13 protein-coding genes and 1 pseudogene are annotated in these 15,650 nt (G+C 72.2%); 10 read left to right on the top strand and 4 right to left on the bottom strand.

All coding sequences use genetic code 11. The features are described 5' to 3' along the window. Positions 1–352: 352 nt before the first annotated feature. Positions 353–1,342: pseudogene (locus tag ACFYQ5_RS10195) on the top strand (collagen binding domain-containing protein); the annotation flags it as partial. 313 nt (positions 1,343–1,655) lie between these two features. On the opposite strand, the gene ACFYQ5_RS10190 reads toward ACFYQ5_RS10195, so the two are convergent. Next, on the bottom strand, positions 1,656–2,549 hold the full coding sequence (locus ACFYQ5_RS10190; protein ID WP_389195877.1) for a LysR family transcriptional regulator: 894 nt from the start codon (positions 2,547–2,549) through the stop codon (positions 1,656–1,658). Positions 2,550–2,673: 124 nt separating this feature from the next. Between ACFYQ5_RS10190 and ACFYQ5_RS10185 the strand changes: the two genes are divergently transcribed. The 8 genes from ACFYQ5_RS10185 (at position 2,674) to ACFYQ5_RS10150 (ending at position 12,379) form a co-directional block, all read left to right on the top strand. Continuing rightward, positions 2,674–3,675 (top strand): aldo/keto reductase, encoded by a 1,002-nt coding sequence (locus tag ACFYQ5_RS10185; protein WP_389195874.1) that lies wholly within the window; start codon positions 2,674–2,676, stop codon positions 3,673–3,675. Between the two features lie 176 nt (positions 3,676–3,851). After that, positions 3,852–4,685: a M55 family metallopeptidase gene (locus tag ACFYQ5_RS10180; RefSeq protein ID WP_389195871.1), complete on the top strand. Its 834-nt coding sequence runs from the start codon at positions 3,852–3,854 to the stop codon at positions 4,683–4,685. Further along, positions 4,678–6,021 carry a M20/M25/M40 family metallo-hydrolase gene (locus ACFYQ5_RS10175; protein WP_389195868.1) on the top strand — a complete coding sequence of 448 codons (1,344 nt, stop codon included), beginning with the start codon at positions 4,678–4,680 and terminating at the stop codon, positions 6,019–6,021. The genes ACFYQ5_RS10180 and ACFYQ5_RS10175 overlap by 8 nt, the downstream gene beginning before the upstream one ends. A 37-nt stretch (positions 6,022–6,058) precedes the next feature. Further along, positions 6,059–8,059, top strand: coding sequence for a S9 family peptidase (locus tag ACFYQ5_RS10170; protein WP_389195865.1), 2,001 nt, complete (start codon positions 6,059–6,061; stop codon positions 8,057–8,059). After that, positions 8,056–9,000 carry an LD-carboxypeptidase gene (locus ACFYQ5_RS10165; protein WP_389195862.1) on the top strand — a complete coding sequence of 315 codons (945 nt, stop codon included), beginning with the start codon at positions 8,056–8,058 and terminating at the stop codon, positions 8,998–9,000. The genes ACFYQ5_RS10170 and ACFYQ5_RS10165 overlap by 4 nt, the downstream gene beginning before the upstream one ends. Positions 9,001–9,154: 154 nt before the next feature. Beyond that, positions 9,155–10,930: a CocE/NonD family hydrolase gene (locus ACFYQ5_RS10160; protein WP_389195859.1), complete on the top strand. Its 1,776-nt coding sequence runs from the start codon at positions 9,155–9,157 to the stop codon at positions 10,928–10,930. Between the two features lie 114 nt (positions 10,931–11,044). Next, positions 11,045–11,278: a DUF1049 domain-containing protein gene (locus ACFYQ5_RS10155; protein ID WP_389195856.1), complete on the top strand. Its 234-nt coding sequence runs from the start codon at positions 11,045–11,047 to the stop codon at positions 11,276–11,278. 12 nt (positions 11,279–11,290) lie between these two features. Continuing rightward, positions 11,291–12,379, top strand: a complete 1,089-nt coding sequence (locus tag ACFYQ5_RS10150; protein WP_389195853.1) for a glutamate--cysteine ligase — start codon at positions 11,291–11,293, stop codon at positions 12,377–12,379. A 12-nt stretch (positions 12,380–12,391) separates the two neighbouring features. On the opposite strand, the gene ACFYQ5_RS10145 is transcribed toward ACFYQ5_RS10150, so the two are convergent. Continuing rightward, the gene (locus tag ACFYQ5_RS10145; RefSeq protein WP_389195850.1) at positions 12,392–12,850 is read right to left on the bottom strand and encodes an SRPBCC family protein; all 459 of its coding nucleotides are present in this window, start codon (positions 12,848–12,850) and stop codon (positions 12,392–12,394) included. A 295-nt stretch (positions 12,851–13,145) separates the two neighbouring features. Here ACFYQ5_RS10145 and ACFYQ5_RS10140 point away from each other — a divergent pair, with 295 nt between their 5' ends. After that, on the top strand, positions 13,146–14,330 hold the full coding sequence (locus ACFYQ5_RS10140; RefSeq protein WP_389195846.1) for an alcohol dehydrogenase catalytic domain-containing protein: 1,185 nt from the start codon (positions 13,146–13,148) through the stop codon (positions 14,328–14,330). A gap of 50 nt (positions 14,331–14,380) precedes the next feature. Here ACFYQ5_RS10140 and ACFYQ5_RS10135 read toward each other — a convergent pair whose 3' ends face one another. After that, a complete protein-coding gene (locus ACFYQ5_RS10135) occupies positions 14,381–14,734 on the bottom strand; it encodes a VOC family protein (protein WP_389195843.1) in 354 nt (117 codons plus the stop codon). Between the two features lie 60 nt (positions 14,735–14,794). Beyond that, positions 14,795–15,604: a methyltransferase domain-containing protein gene (locus ACFYQ5_RS10130; protein ID WP_389195840.1), complete on the bottom strand. Its 810-nt coding sequence runs from the start codon at positions 15,602–15,604 to the stop codon at positions 14,795–14,797. Positions 15,605–15,650: the final 46 nt, after the last annotated feature.

Below are 15,650 nucleotides of genomic sequence, written 5' to 3'. Positions count from 1 at the left end.
CCGGTTGTGCGTCGTAGCGCCTCCCACCGGCGCATGAGCCCGCTGTGCGCGCCGTTCGCGCGCCCGGCCGCGTTTGCCCCGCCCCACCTCCTGATGCGAGAAATGGGCGGCGCAGCTGCGATGAGGGGAGTGTCAGGGGGGTGGGTGGGATCACTCTGGTCGAGGACGAGCCGGGCGGCCAGGAGTGCCTGCCGCCCGGGCCCCGGGCAGAGAGCCGGGGGGCGTGGTGGAGTCCGAGCCGCCCCCGTCGGCGTCCGCCGCCGGAACACCCGCACCGGGTGAGAGCGGCCCCCAGGATCCGGCTGGTCTTCCTCGGGCTGATGCTCACCCCGCTGCTCGCGGCGCTCGACCAGAACCCGCCCCGCGCGACGCCTGCATCCAGGCGTACGCCGACGCGATGCCGCGGATCTTCCTCTACCTGGTGCCGGTGCTCCTGCTCGGCCTGTTCCTCGCCTTCTTCCTCAAGGAGAAACCGCTGGTGTCCCACCACACCCCCCGGACGGCCCCCGACCCGACCGTGGCGCACTCCACGATCCCCGCGGCCCGCACCGACCCCGGCCCGCCGCTGCCCGGTCCGCTCTCCGGGATCCCGGTGTGCGGATGCGTCCAGCACCCCGACGGTACGGAGGTGGGGGGCGCCGCGCTCACTCTCATCGACGTCCAGGGCCGCCGCCAGGTCGGACGGGGGGCGAGCGGCGACGACGGGCGGTACGCGCTGAGCGCGCCCGGGGCCGGTTCCTACGTACTGATCGCCGCCGCGGGCGGACATCAGCCGCAGGCCGTCAACGTGACCGTCGGCGACCGGCCGGTGGAGCTCGATGTGGTCCTGGGCGGGGCGGGACGGCTCGCCGGCGCGGTCCTCACACCCGACGGCGCCCCCGTCCACGACGCGGCGGTCACCCTCACCGACGTACGGGGCGAAGTCGTCGCGACCACCCGCTCCGGGCACGAAGGCGCCTATGTCATCAGCGAGTTGGTGGCGGGTGAATACACGCTGACGGCCGGCGCCCCGGCCTTCCGCCCCGCCGCTCTCCCGGTCAGCGTGCAGGCAGCCCGGGAGACCAGGCAGGACATCGAGCTGGCGGGCGGTGCCGTGCTGCGCGGGATCGTGCGCGCCCCGGGCGGGCGGGCCGTCGATGACGCCAGGGTCACTCTGCTGGACGCGGCGGGCCATGTGGTCGACACCCTCACCACCGGCTCCGACGGGGCGTTCAGGTTCGCGGACCTGTCGACCGGTGAGTACACCGTGATCGCCGCCGGTTACCCGCCGGTCGCCACGGTGCTCCAGCTTCCCGGAGGGGGACGGACCGAACGCGATCTCCAGCTGGGACACGAGGGCTGAGGGGCGGTCAGGCGGTGGGCGGCCTGTTCCGAGTTGCCCTGTGCGCCGCCGGCCTGTGCGGGGCCGGCCAGTGCCGCACCGCGCTCCGCGTCGGATCCCTCCTGCTGCTGCGCGCCGCTGACGGTGGTGAAGGTGTAGCCCTTCGCCTTCATCTTCTTCATGTGCGACGACGCCGCTTCCCTGCGTGCCTTCGCCGCCCGCCAGGGAGTCGGCGCGCTTTCCCTGTGGACGCGGGCGCGTTCGCCGAGGCACTGAGCGGGTGAGGGACGGCCGGGCAGCCCCTCCCGGTTCAGCGGACGCTGTCGGTTTCGGTTCAGCGCAGCGGGGCCTCCCGGACCAACGCCATCAGCGCCCGCGCCCCCGGGCTCATGGCCCGGGCGGGCGGGAGCACCACGACACTCTCGTAGAACGGCCGGTGTGCTCCGTCGAGCTCCACCGCGACCAGGCCCCCCGCCTCCGGCTTACGGGAGAAGTGGTGCGGTACCACCGCGATCCCGAGGCCCTCGTGCACCAGCTCCAGCAGGCTGTGCACATCGTTGACCTCCAGCGCCACCGTGCGGCGGACCCCCGCCGAGCCGAACGCCTCGTCCGCGGCGCGCCGAGGCCCCCAGTCCGGGTGGAAGTCGATGAACGACTCGCCGCGCAGCTCGCTCCACGCCACCCGCGCGTCCTCCTGGGCGAGCCGGTGGCCGGGGGAGCACAGGACGACCATGGGCTCCCGTGCCAGCGGCACGAGCTCACCCCGCCACTCCGGCGGGCTGACGGTCGCGGCGAACGCGAGGTCCAGCCGCCCGCCGGCCACCCCTTCCAGCAGGCTGGACGTGCCCTCCTGCCGGAGCCTGATCTCCATGTGCGGATGCTCCCGGTGGAAGGCCGCGAGGAGCCGCGCCGGGCTGACCCCGGCCACGCACTGCTCCACCCCCAGCGTCAGCGTGCCGCGCAGCAGCCCCCGTACGGCGTCGACGGCGTCCCGCGCCGCCCTGGCACCCGCCAGCGTGCGCTCCGCCTCCACCAGCAGGGCCGCCCCCGCCTCGGTGAGCCGGACCGTCCGTGTCGTACGGCTGAACAGCGGCGTCCTCAGCTCGTCCTCCAGCGCCCGGACGGACGCGGACAGTCCGGACTGGGACACGGCCAGACGTTCGGCCGCGCGGGTGAAGTGCCGCTCCTCGGCGACCGCGACGAAGTGCTCCAGCTGACGCAGTTCCATGATTGAGCAATTTATACGATGAATCTCAGCGGAATCTCCTGTTGGACCGCTGGATCGTTCTCCGCCAGTCTTGAGGCCGCGCACCAGATCTGGCGCGCTACGCCGTGTCCTGTGGAGTGCTCACATGTACCTTCCGTCCGCCGACCGCTACTCAGCCATGCCCTACCGGCGCACCGGACGCAGCGGCCTGCTGCTCCCCGCGCTGTCGCTCGGGCTCTGGCACAACTTCGGAGGCGACCGGACCCCCGAGAGCCAGGGCGAGATCCTGCGCCGGGCCTTCGACCTCGGCATCACCCACTTCGACCTCGCCAACAACTACGGCCCGCCGCCCGGCTCCGCCGAGACCGCCATGGGCCGCGCCCTCAGGACGGACTTCGCCGGACTCCGGGACGAGATCGTGATCTCCACCAAGGCCGGATACCACATGTGGGAGGGACCGTACGGGGAGTGGGGGTCCCGCAAGAGCCTGCGTTCCTCGCTGGACCAGAGCCTGACCCGGCTCGGCCTGGACTACGTCGACATCTTCTACTCGCACCGTTTCGACCCCGACACCCCGCTCGAGGAGACGATGGGCGCGCTCGACACGGCGGTGCGCCAGGGCAAGGCGCTCTACGCCGGCGTCTCCAACTACTCCGCCGAGCAGACCCGCGAGGCCGCCCGCATCCTGAACGAGCTGGGCACCCCCCTCCTCATCCACCAGCCGCGCTACTCCATGCTGGACCGCTGGGTCGAGGACGGGCTGCTGGACGCCCTGGACGAGCTCGGCACCGGATCCATCGCGTACTCCCCGCTGGAGCAGGGCATCCTCTCCGACCGTTATCTGCACGGCATTCCGGAGGGATCGCGCGCGGCGGGGACCAGCCCGTTCCTGTCGGCCGAGGCCGTCACCCCGGACCTGGTGGAGCGGCTGGGCGCGCTGAACGAACTGGCCCGTGAGCGCGGGCAGTCCCTCGCCCAGATGGCGCTCGCCTGGGTGCTGCGCGGCGGCCGGGTCACCTCCGCCGTCGTCGGCGCGAGCAGTGTCGCCCAGCTGGACAACAGCGTCGAGGCCGTCCGCGGCCTGGAGTTCGGCGATGACGAGCTCGCCCGGATCGAGGAGCTCGTCAAGGGCACCGCCCGCGCGTGACCCCTGAGCCGTCCGCCGCCCGGCACCCCGCGGCGGACGGCTTCACCGGACTGGACCAGTGACAGTCCACTGAGGCTCTGGTCCGGCGCTGTCCCGGGGCGTACCGTGATGCGGCACGAAGATCCTCTTCCCGGGAACGGGCGGGGGAGCGACCGACCAGCGACAGGACCGCGCACGTGAAGATCCTCGTCAGCGCCGACATGGAGGGCGCCACCGGAGTGACCTGGCCGGCCGATGTGCTGCCCGGCACCCCGCAGTGGGAGCGGTGCCGTGCGCTCTTCACCTCCGATGTGAACGCCGCGGCACTCGGCTTCTACGACGGGGGCGCGGACGAGGTCCTCGTCAACGAGGCCCACTGGAGCATGCGCAACCTGCTCCTGGAGCGGCTCGACGAGCGCGTCCAGATGCTCACCGGCAAGCACAAGTCCCTCTCCATGGTCGAGGGCATCCAGCACGGTGATGTCGACGGCGTGGCGTTCGTCGGCTACCACACGGGCGCCGGCACGGAGGGTGTGCTCGCCCACACCTACCTCGCCAACTCCATCACCGGGGTCTGGCTGAACGGGGTCCGCGCCAGCGAGGGCCTGCTCAACGCCCATGTCGCGGCGGAGTACGGCGTCCCCGTCATCCTGGTCACCGGCGACGACCTGACCTGCGAGGACGCCGTCGGCTACGCCCCCGGGGCACGCACCGTCGCGGTGAAGGACCACGTCTCGCGCTACGCCGCCGTGTGCCGCACCCCGACCCGTACCGCCGCCGACATCAGGGCGGCCGCCGCCGGGGCGACGGCACTCGCCGTACGCCACGCGCCGGTGACGAGCGGCTCGTACACGGTGGAGCTGGAGTTCGACGCGGAGCATCTGGCGGGCGCCGCGACCGTGGTTCCCGGCGTGGCGCCGAGCGGCGAGCGGCGCGTCGCCTATACCAGCGGGACGATGTACGAAGGTATTCGCACGTTCAAGGCGGTGACGACGATCGTGTCGGCCGCCGTGGAGGAACAGTATGGCTGAGGCGAACAATCCCACCGGGGCGGTCGACGAGCGGGCGCTCGCGGAATCGGTGACGTTCACCTCCGAGCTGATCCGCGTCGACACGACCAACCACGGCGACGGCGGCTGCCGGGAGCGCCCGGCAGCCGAGTACGTCGCGGAGCGGCTGGCCGGCGCCGGGCTGGAGCCCGCCCTCCTGGAACGCACGCGGGGACGGACGAACGTCGTGGCGCGGATCGAGGGCACCGACCCGTCCGCCGACGCCCTCCTCGTGCACGGACACCTCGACGTGGTGCCGGCCGAGGCCGCCGACTGGACCGTGCACCCCTTCTCCGGAGAGGTGCGCGACGGCGTCGTCTGGGGGCGCGGCGCCATCGACATGAAGAACATGGACGCGATGGTCCTCGCCGTCGTCCGGGCCTGGGCGCGCGCCGGCGTACGTCCGCGCCGTGACATCGTCGTCGCCTACACGGCCGACGAGGAGGCGAGCGCGGAAGACGGTGCCGGCTTCCTCGCCGACTCGCACCCCGGGCTCTTCGAGGGCTGCACGGAGGGCATCAGTGAGTCCGGGGCCTTCACCTTCCACGCCGGGCCCGGTATGCCGCTCTATCCCATCGCGGCGGGCGAGCGCGGGACGGGCTGGCTGAAGCTGACCGCCGAGGGCAGGACCGGTCACGGCTCCAAGGTCAACAGGGCCAACGCCGTCAGCAGGCTCGCCGCCGCCGTCGCCCGGATCGGCGCGTACGAGTGGCCGGTTCGGCTGACGCCGACGGTACGGGCGGCCCTCACCGAGATCGCCGCACTCCATCACATCCGTGTCGACCCCGACGCCCCCGGATTCGACGTGGACGAACTCCTCGGCAAGCTCGGTCCGGCCGCTGCCCTGGTCGAGCCGACCGTGCGCAACAGCACCAACCCGACGATGCTGGACGCCGGTTACAAGGTCAACGTGATCCCGGGCCGTGCCACCGCCCAGATCGACGGACGTGTGGTACCCGGCGGGGAGGACGAGTTCCGCGAGACCCTGGACCGGCTGACCGGCCCCGGTGTCGACTGGGAGTTCCAGCACCGCGAGGTCGCCCTCGAAGCCCCGGTCGGCTCACCGACGTACGCGAAGATGCGCGCCGCCATCGAGCTGTTCGACCCGGACGCGCACGTCGTCCCGTACTGCATGTCGGGCGGCACGGACGCGAAGCAGTTCTCCCGCCTCGGCATCACGGGCTACGGCTACTCCCCGCTGAAGCTGCCCGTCGGCTTCGACTACCAGGCGCTGTTCCACGGGGTCGACGAGCGGGTCCCCGTCGACGCCCTGCACTTCGGCGTCCGCGTCCTGGACCACTTCCTGCGCACCGCCTGACGATCCGCACCGCCCGACCGAAGAGGGGGAACCGACCATGGTGTCCACAGCGGCGTACGGCACATGGCCGTCACCGATCGACGCGGCCCTGACCGCCTCGCACGACGGCCGGCCGGAGTTCGTCGGCACCGTGGGCGACGAGGTGTGGTGGACGGAACCGCGCCCGGCCGAAGGAGGCCGCCGCGCCCTCGTGCGCCGTCGGGCCGACGGAAGCACCCGGTCCGTGCTTCCTGAACCGTGGAACCCCCGCAGCCGCGTCATCGAGTACGGCGGGACGCCGTGGGCCGGCGCGGCACGCGAGGAAGGCGGGCCGCTGGTCGTCTTCGTCCACTTCGCCGACCAGCGGCTGTACGCCTACGCGCCGGACGGGCCCGACGAACCGTGGCCGCTCACCCCCGTGTCGGACCTCGGTGGCGGACTGCGCTGGGTGGACCCGCAGGTGCACCTCGGCCGTGCCGAGGTGTGGTGCGTGCTGGAGGAGTTCACCGGCGAGTCGCCCACCGATGTGCGGCGGGTGATCGCCGCCGTGCCGCTGGACGGATCCGCTGCCGGGGACCGCGCCGCCGTACGCGAACTCACCGACGACCGGAACCGGTTCGTCACCGGCCCCAGGCTGTCGCACGACGGCGGTCGGGCCGCCTGGATCGCGTGGGACCATCCGCAGATGCCGTGGGACGGCACCGTCGTGAAGATGGCCGACGTCACCGCGGAGGGCGAATTCACCGGCGTCCGGCCCTTGGTCGGCGACATCGACGAGTCGGTCGTCCAGGTGGAGTGGGACCGGGACGGATCGCTGCTCTTCGTCTCGGACGTCGGAGGCTGGTGGGAGCTCCAGCGGCTCAGGCCCGACGCCGTCGCCGACGCGGTCGTGCCCAGCAGCCGTCTCTGCGCCGTGCGGAGCGAGGAGTTCGGCGGACCGCTGTGGAAGATCGGCCTGCGCTGGTTCCAGCTCCTGGACAACGGGCTGATCGCCGTCATCCACGGCCGGGGCACCACCGCGCTCGGTGTGCTCGACCCGGAGACCGGCGAACTCGTCGACGCCGTGGGCCCCTGGACCGCGTGGGCGGAGACGCTCGCCGTGCAGGACACCAGGGTCATCGGCATCGCCGCGAGCCCCCACACGGCGTACGAGGTGGTCGAGCTGGACACGGCCACGGGGCACACCCGGACGATCGGCGCGCCCCACCAGGACGCGGTCGACCCCGCCTACCACCCCGAGCCGGTGATCCGCACCTTCACCGGGCCCGGCGGCCGCGAGATCCACGCCCAGGTGTACCCGCCGCGCCACCCGGACCGCACCGGACCCGAGGACGAGCTGCCGCCCTACGTCATCTGGGCGCACGGCGGCCCGACCGGTCACGCCCCGCTCGTACTCGATCTGGAGATCGCCTACTTCACCTCCCGGGGCATCGGTGTCGCCGAGGTCGACTACGGCGGCTCGACCGGCTACGGCCGCGCCTACCGCGAACGGCTCCGCGAACAGTGGGGTGTCGTCGACGTGGAGGACTGCGCGGCCGTCGCCCTGGGGCTGGCCGAGGAGGGCACGGCCGACCGTGACCGGCTGGCGATCCGGGGCGGAAGCGCCGGGGGCTGGACCACCGCCGCCTCCCTCACCCGGACGGACGTGTACGCCTGCGGAGCGATCAGCTATCCGATCCTCGACCTGGAGGGCTGGGCGACCGGTGAGACGCACGACTTCGAATCGCAGTACCTGGAATCGCTCGTGGGCCCGTACGCCGAGGTACCCGAGCGCTACCGGGAGCGCTCGCCCGTCAACCACACGGACGGGATCACCGCGCCGTTCCTGCTGCTCCAGGGCCTCGACGACCCGATCTGCCCACCGGTCCAGTGCGAGCGCTTCCTCGCCGCGACGCAGGGGCGCGGGATCCCGCACGCCTACCTCACCTTCGAGGGGGAGGGCCATGGATTCCGCCGCGCCGACACCATGAGGTGCGCACTGGAGGCGGAACTCTCCCTGTACGCACAGACGTTCGGTATCGAACGTCCCGATGTGCCCCGGCTGGAGCTGAAGAAGTGACCCTTGAGCCACTCGCCCGCCCTGCCCGGCTGCGGCCCGGCGCCAGGGTCGCGGTCGTCGCTCCCAGCGGCCCCGTGCCCGCCGAACGGCTGGAGCGCGGCCTCGACCTGCTGCGCGGCTGGGACCTCGACCCTGTGGTGGCCCCCCACGTACTCGACACGCACCCGGAACTGGATCACCTCGCGGGTACGGACGCGAACCGTGCCCGGGACCTCCAGGACGCGTGGTGCGACCCGGCCGTGGACGCCGTGCTGTGCGCCAGGGGAGGGTACGGCGCCCACCGCATGGTCGATCTCCTGGACTGGTCCGCGATCCGGGCGGCCGGGCCCAAGGTGTTCGTCGGCTACAGCGACATCACCGTGCTGCACGAGGCGTTCGCTCTGCGGGCCGGGTTCTCGACCCTGCACGGACCGATGATCGCCACCGACGTCTTCCTGAAGGACGCGGCCACCCGACAGGCCCTGCGCTCCACCTTGTTCGAACCCGAGTCGGTACAGACCCTGGGCCTGGACGCGGCGGCCGCGCTGGTCCCCGGCACGGCCCGGGGGATCACCTACGGCGGCTGTGTGAGCCTGCTCGCCGCCGACGCGGGCACCCCGTGCGCCCGGACCTCCGCCCGGGGCGGGCTGCTGGTGATCGAGGACATCACGGAGGAGCCGTACCGGCTCGACGGCATCCTCACCCGGCTGCTGCGCATGGGCGCCTTCGACGGGATATCCGGGGTGGTGTGCGGCTCGTGGGAGGCCTGCGGACCGTACGGGGCGGTGCGGTCCGTGCTCGCCGACCGGTTCGGCGGTCTCGGGATTCCGGTGGTCGAGGAGCTCGGCTTCGGCCACGGCCCCACGGCGCTGACCGTCCCGCTCGGCGTACCGGCGGTGCTGGACGCCCAGGCCGACGGCGGCAGGTGCACGCTCACCGCCCAGGTGCCGGCGCTGCTCTGACGCACCGACCGGAGACACGGGGCCGTGGAAGTGCGCGCGGATGATCTCGACACACGCGGGTTCCCGCACGTTGACATCGGTATGAGGTGTGTCACACCATGGGCCGGGCCCGGTACTTACCGGTCGGTAACGTGTCCTCGGTGTGGAGGTCCATGTGTCGCGTGCTGTGCCCAGATTCCGCCGTCCGCTCACCTTGCTCGCCGGGGTGGCGCTTCTCGCCCTGCTCGCTCCGACCGGCGCCCCACCGGCGTCAGCGGCTGATCAGTACACCGTCACCGCCCTGGAGTTCACCGTGCGCGCCGGTGACCGGTCCTGCACGGTCGACGCCGACCTCTACAAACCGGCCGGAGTGGACGCGCAGCACCCGGCCCCGGCCGTCCTCGCCACCAACGGTTTCGGCGGCAGCAAGTCCGACGGCACCACCGACGTCATCGGCAAGGCCTTCGCCGAACGCGGTTACGTCGGCCTCGTCTACTCGGGCCTGGGCTTCGGCAGGTCCGGCTGCCTCATCACGCTCGACGACCCCGCGATCGACGGCAGGGCGGCCTCCGGGCTCGTCGACTTCCTCGCCGGTACACGCGCCGCCGACGACGGCACCAAGGCCGACTACGTCACCACGGACGCGCCGGGCGACCCGGTGGTCGGCATGATCGGCGGCTCGTACGGCGGGGCCGTCCAGCTGGCGACCGCCTCAGCGGACCACCGCGTCGACGCGCTCGTCCCTCTGATCACCTGGAACGACCTGGCGTACTCGCTCGCCCCCAACGCCACCGGAGCGGCCCAGGGCGTCTCCTCCGGCACGCCAGGCGCTTTCAAGTGGCAGTGGACCAACGGCTTCTACCTGCTGGGTGAGGCTCAGCCCCTGCTGGTCCCGAGCCTCGACCCGTCGCGCTTCGGCGGCCTCCGCTGCCTGCACTTCGCCGCGCGGGCCTGCGACACCATCCGTCTCCTGAACTCCGGCCGCTACCCTGCCGCCGCGACCCAGGAGATGCTCACGTACGCGCGGAGCGTCTCACCGGCCTCGTACCTGTCCGGTGTCACCGCGCCCACGCTCCTCGTCCAGGGCCAGGCCGACAGCCTGTTCAACCTCAACGAGGCCACCGCCACCTACCGGGCGCTCGAGGCCCAGGGCACCACGACGAAGATGATCTGGCAGGCCTGGGGCCACAGCGGCGGCTCGGTGCCCGGTGAACTCGACCTCGGCGCGGGCAATCTGGAGACCAGTTACGTCGGGCAGCGCATCCTCGCCTGGTTCGACCGTTACCTCCACCACGAGGAGAGCACCACCACCGGCCCCGAGTTCGCCTACTACCGTGACTGGGCGAGTGGTTACGGCACCGCGGCCGCCGTGCCCGGCCTGTCCCGCACCATGTACCTCTCCGGCGACGGCGCCCTGGTGGACAGCCGCTCCGAGGTCACCAGCGGCAGCCGGCAGTACACCAACTGGCTCCTGCCGACCAGCCACTCCGAGAGTTCCCTCGCCGGGCTGACCGGGCTGCCCGACCCGGCACCGTACGACACCGAGGGCACCTACCTCGGCTGGACCAGTGCACCGCTGTCCGCACCGGTGGACGTCGTCGGCGCGCCGAAGGCCACCCTGAAGGTCGTCTCGCCGAAGACGGAACGGGTCCAGAACAGCGGCGACGCCGCGGACAAGCTCGTCCTGTTCGCGAAGGTGTACGACGTGGCACCCGACGGGACCCAGAAGCTGGTCAACCGCCTGGTCGCCCCGGTGCGCGTCCCCGACGTCACCCGCCCCTTCACCGTCGAGCTGCCCGGCGTCGTGCACCGGTACGAGGCGGGGCACCGGCTGCGGTTCGTGGTCGCGGGGAGCGACACGGCGTACTTCGGCAACCGGGGCACCAAGCCGGTCACCGTGGTCAGCGCCCCGCAGGACACCGGTGTCCTGGAGCTCCCCGTGGTCGGCTGACCGTCACCCGTACGGCGCCGCCCACCGGTCCCCGGTCCCCGGACGAAGGCATCCTGGGGTCGGGGCCCGCCGTTTCCCGGCCCCGGACCCCAGGACCCAGCGAAAGGGCCGCCCATGAGCCCCAAGGACGTATCCAGCGGCACCGCGGGCGCGTTCAGCCCCGCCCGGATCATCGTCATCCTGCTGGCGGTGCTGACGATCGTCTTCATCTGTGTGAACACCGCCGAGGTCACCATCCGCGTGATCATCCCCAAGGTCACGATGCCCCTGTGGGCCGCGCTGCTGGGGGTCTTCCTGGCAGGCGCTCTCTGCGGGGCCTATCTGTTCCGCAAGCGGGCCGCCCGCTAGGGGGCTACGGACGTGCGGACCGTCGGCGTCGAGGAGGAGCTCCTGCTCGTCGACACGGAGAGCGGTGCCCCCCAGGCGCTGTCGACCGCGGTGCTGGCCCTGGCGGAACGCCGCTCCGAGGGGGATTCCGTCTTCGAGTCCGAACTGCACGACCAGCAGCTCGAGTTCGCCACCGAACCGCGCGGTGTGATGGCGGATCTGGCGGAGGAGATCGTTCGCCGGCGGGCGGAGGCGGCACGGAGCGCGGCTCAGGCCGGTGCCGCCGTGGCGGCCCTGGCGACCTCCCCGGTGCCGGTCAGCCCCTCGATCGGAGAGGGCGAACGCTACCGGTGGCTGGCGCGGCGGTTCGGCCTGACCGCACAGGAGCAGCTGACCTGCGGGTGCCATGTGCACGTATCGGTGGAGTCGGACGAGGAGGGCGTCGCCGTCCTGGACCGGGTGCGGCCTTGGCTGCCGGTCCTGCTGGCGCTGAGCGCGAACTCCCCCTTCTGGCAGGGGCGGGACACCTCGTACGACAGCTACCGCAGCAGGGTGTGGGGCCGCTGGCCCTCGGCGGGCCCGGTGGAACTGTTCGGCTCCGCGGGCCGGTACCGCGAGCGGATCCGGGCGCTGATCGCCACGGGAGTCCTGCGCGACGAGGGGATGATCTACTTCGACGCCCGGCTCTCGCACCGCTACCCCACGGTGGAGGTCAGGGTGGCCGATGTGTGCCTGGATCCGGCGGACACGGTGCTGCTCGCGACGCTCGCCCGCGGCCTGGTGGAGACGGCGGCACGCGCCTGGCGGTCCGGAGAGCCGCCGGACCCGGTCGAGGTGAGTGTCCTGCGCATGGCCGCCTGGCAGGCCGCCCGCTCCGGGGTGGAGGGCCGGCTGCTCCATCCCCTCAGCATGCGCCCCGAGCCGGCCGTCGACGTCGCGCACGCGCTGCTGAGCCACGTGGGCGACGCCTTGGAGGACAGCGGGGACCGCGCATCGGTGGACAGGGCCCTGCGGGCCGTGCTGACACGGGGGACCGGTGCCCGTACCCAGCGGGAACTGCTCGCCGCTTCGGGCAGCCTCCGGACGGTCGTGGCCGAGTGCGCGGCCAGGACCCGTGGCTGACGCTCGCGACCGTCACCCGGCGGGACGGCCGGGCCGGTCCGCCTGCGCGTCGACCACCTTGGCCAGCCGCCCCAGCATGGCGCGGTGCCTGAACTGGAGCACCGCGTCCAGGGCGACGTTGTGCAGGGCTCCGCCGAGTCCTTGCAGCGGGTGCTCGGTGAGCAGCACCAGCGTCCTGTCACCCCAGGGGCGGATGTCGAACGCGATGCGTGCCGTGCCCAGCGGCCCGCTGTGCGCCTCCAGTTCGAGCACCTCCGGCCGTTCCAGCCGGCGCACGGTGGTATGGCCCTGGAACTCCTTCGGGCCGAGGCGCACGGTGTACCCGATGGAGGATCCGACCTCGGGCCACCGCCCTCTCAGGGGGTGGGACTCCTGCGTTCCCACGACCCACTTCCCGTACTGGTCCGGTTGCTCCAGCACCGACCAGAGGGCCGAGGGCGGGTGATGGATCAGCTGATGGCGAATGGCCATGGACGCCTCCACACACAGAAATCGGACGGGTGGGAACGGCGAGATCACCAGCCATGCTACGCGGGCTGCCCGGAGCCGACATGTCGGCTCCGGGGCCGGCGGGAGGCAGCCCGGGGTGTCACTCGATCGGCCTAATGGGAGGCCTGGTCGCCCCGCAGGCGGGCCCGCGCGCCCGGCCGGTCCCCGCGGCCGGGGATCTGCCCCAGCTCCTGTTCACGGTATGCGCGGGAGCGCGGTAGAACGGAGGGACGGGGCGACGAGCGTGAACCCACTCGGACGAGCGAGGAGAAGGCGCATGCGTGCACTGACCTGGCACGGACGGCGGGACGTCCGTGTGGAGACGGTCCCCGACCCGGTCGTCCAGGACCCGACGGACATCATCGTCCGGGTCACCTCGAGCGGCATCTGCGGATCGGACCTGCATCTGTACGAGGTCCTCGGCCCCTACCTGGAACCGGGCGACATCCTGGGGCACGAGCCGATGGGAATCGTGGAGGAGACCGGCCGTGAGGTGACCGCGGTCAAGCGTGGGGACCGCGTCGTGGTCCCGTTCAACGTCTCCTGCGGCGACTGCTTCATGTGTGACCAGGGGCTCCAGTCGCAGTGCGAGACCACCCAGGTCCGGGAGCACGGAAGCGGCGCCGCGCTGTTCGGCTACACCAAGCTCTACGGGCAGGTGCCCGGCGGGCAGGCCGAACTGCTGCGCGTCCCCTTCGGCAACACCCTGCCGGTCAAGGTCCCCGAGGGCCCGCCCGACGACCGGTTCGTCTTCCTCTCCGACGTCCTGCCGACCGCCTGGCAGGCCGTCGAGTACGCGGCCGTGCCACCCGGCGGCAGCCTGACGGTCCTGGGACTCGGGCCGATCGGGGACATGGCGGCGCGGATCGCCCTGCATCGCGGTGCCGGGCTGGTCATCGGTGTGGACCTGGTGTCCGACCGCCTGCAGCGGGCCGCCGCGCGCGGTGTCCGGATCCTGGACCTGCGGGAGTACGGCAAGAACCTCGGAGACGCCGTGCGCGACCTCACCGACGGCCGTGGCACCGACGCGGTCATCGACGCGGTCGGCATGGAGGCGCACGGAGCGCCCGTGGCCAAGGCGGGGCAGTGGGCCGTGGGCATGCTGCCCGATCCCGCGGCGCGCGTCCTCATGGAGCGGGCGGGCATCGACCGCCTCAGCGCTCTGCTCACCGCCATCGACGTGGTGCGCAGGGGCGGCACCGTGTCCGTCTCCGGTGTCTACGGCGGTGCCGTGGACCCGCTGCCCCTGCTCAAGATGTTCGACAAGCAGATTCAGCTGCGGATGGGGCAGGCCAATGTCAGGAACTGGGTGCCGTCCATCCTGCCGCTGCTCGTCGACGAGGACCCGCTCGGTGTGGACGGCTTCGCCACCCACCACCTGCCGCTCGCCGACGGGCCGAAGGCGTACAAGACCTTCCAGGAGAAGGCGGACGGCATGGTGAAGACGCTGCTCACACCGTGACCGCCCCGTACCCCGACCGCACGGCCGGGGCGCTGCTCGGCTGCACGTTGTCAGGCGGGCACGTTCCGGTCGACGTACTCGAAGACCGAGCCGTCCGGGTGCAGGGCGATCAGATTGCGTCCTGCCGGGGTGGGCACGGGGCCCGCGATGACCTTCGCGCCCACCCGCGTGAGTGCCGCGTGCGCCTCGTCCACGTCCTTGACCGCGATGGTCGCCGACACCTTGCGCAGCACCTCCAGTTCCGCCTCGGGGCCGCTCATCAGCAGAAAGCAGCCGATCGCGGCCACCGAGACCCCGCCGCGCTCGAAGCGCAGTGCCGGAGTGCTGGTCAGGCCCTCGTAGAAGGCCACCGAGGCCTCCAGGTCGTCGACGCAGATACGCAGCGTGGTTCCCAGGATTTCCATGCAGACGAGGGTAGTTGCCGACCGGTCCGCATGTGATCGATTCCGGAACCCGTCACCGGATCACACCCGGCAGAGCACTTCGCCGTGGGGCACCATGAACCATGCGTCGGACTCCTCGCCCCACGCGTGCCAGGCGTCCGAGATCGCCGTCAGTTGTCCGGTGCTCGCATGACCGCCGTCCACCGCCAGCTTCGCGTACACCGACGCGGTCGTGCGGTCCGCCCACAGCCCGCTCCACCAGGCACGGTTCTGCGGGGTGGCGAAGCACCAGGCCGCCGCCGTAGGGGTGATGTCGGTGAATCCGGCCCGCTGTGCCCAGGACAGCAGCCGGCGCCCGGCGTCGGGCTCGCCGCCGTTGGCGCGGGCCACCCGGCTGTACAGCTCCTGCCACTCCCGCATCCCGGGCACTTCCGGATACCAGGTCATGGACGCGTAGTCGCTGTCGCGGGCCGCGACGACGCCGCCGGGCCGGCAGACCCGCCGCATCTCGCGCAGCGCCTGCACCGGATCACCCACGTGCTGGAGCACCTGATGGGCGTGGACCACGTCGAAGGAGTCGTCGGGGAAGTCCAGGGAGTGGACGTCAGCGGTGGCGAACTCCACGTTGTCCAGGCCGCGGTCGGCGGCAGCCGCCGCCGCGCGGTCCAGGATGTCGCGGTTGGTGTCGACCGCGGTCACCCGGCCGGGCGCCACCAGCGCGGCGAGGTCCGCAGTGATGGTGCCCGGTCCGCAGCCGACGTCCAGAACCGCCTGGCCCGGACGGAGTTCGCCGAGCAGGTACGCCGCCGAGTTCGCGGCGGTCCGCCATCGGTGCGAGCGCAGTACCGACTCGTGGTGGCCGTGTGTGTAGACGGCTGTCTCCTTCGGCATGGCCGTACGTCCCTTCTCGGACCTCAGTCGCGGGCGTGGGAGTCGA

The organism is Streptomyces sp. NPDC005794, assembly GCF_042871445.1.
GTDB lineage: Bacteria > Actinomycetota > Actinomycetes > Streptomycetales > Streptomycetaceae > Streptomyces.
The sequence above is the reverse complement of the archived record's forward strand: the minus strand, read 5'-3'. Positions and strand labels throughout refer to the sequence as shown.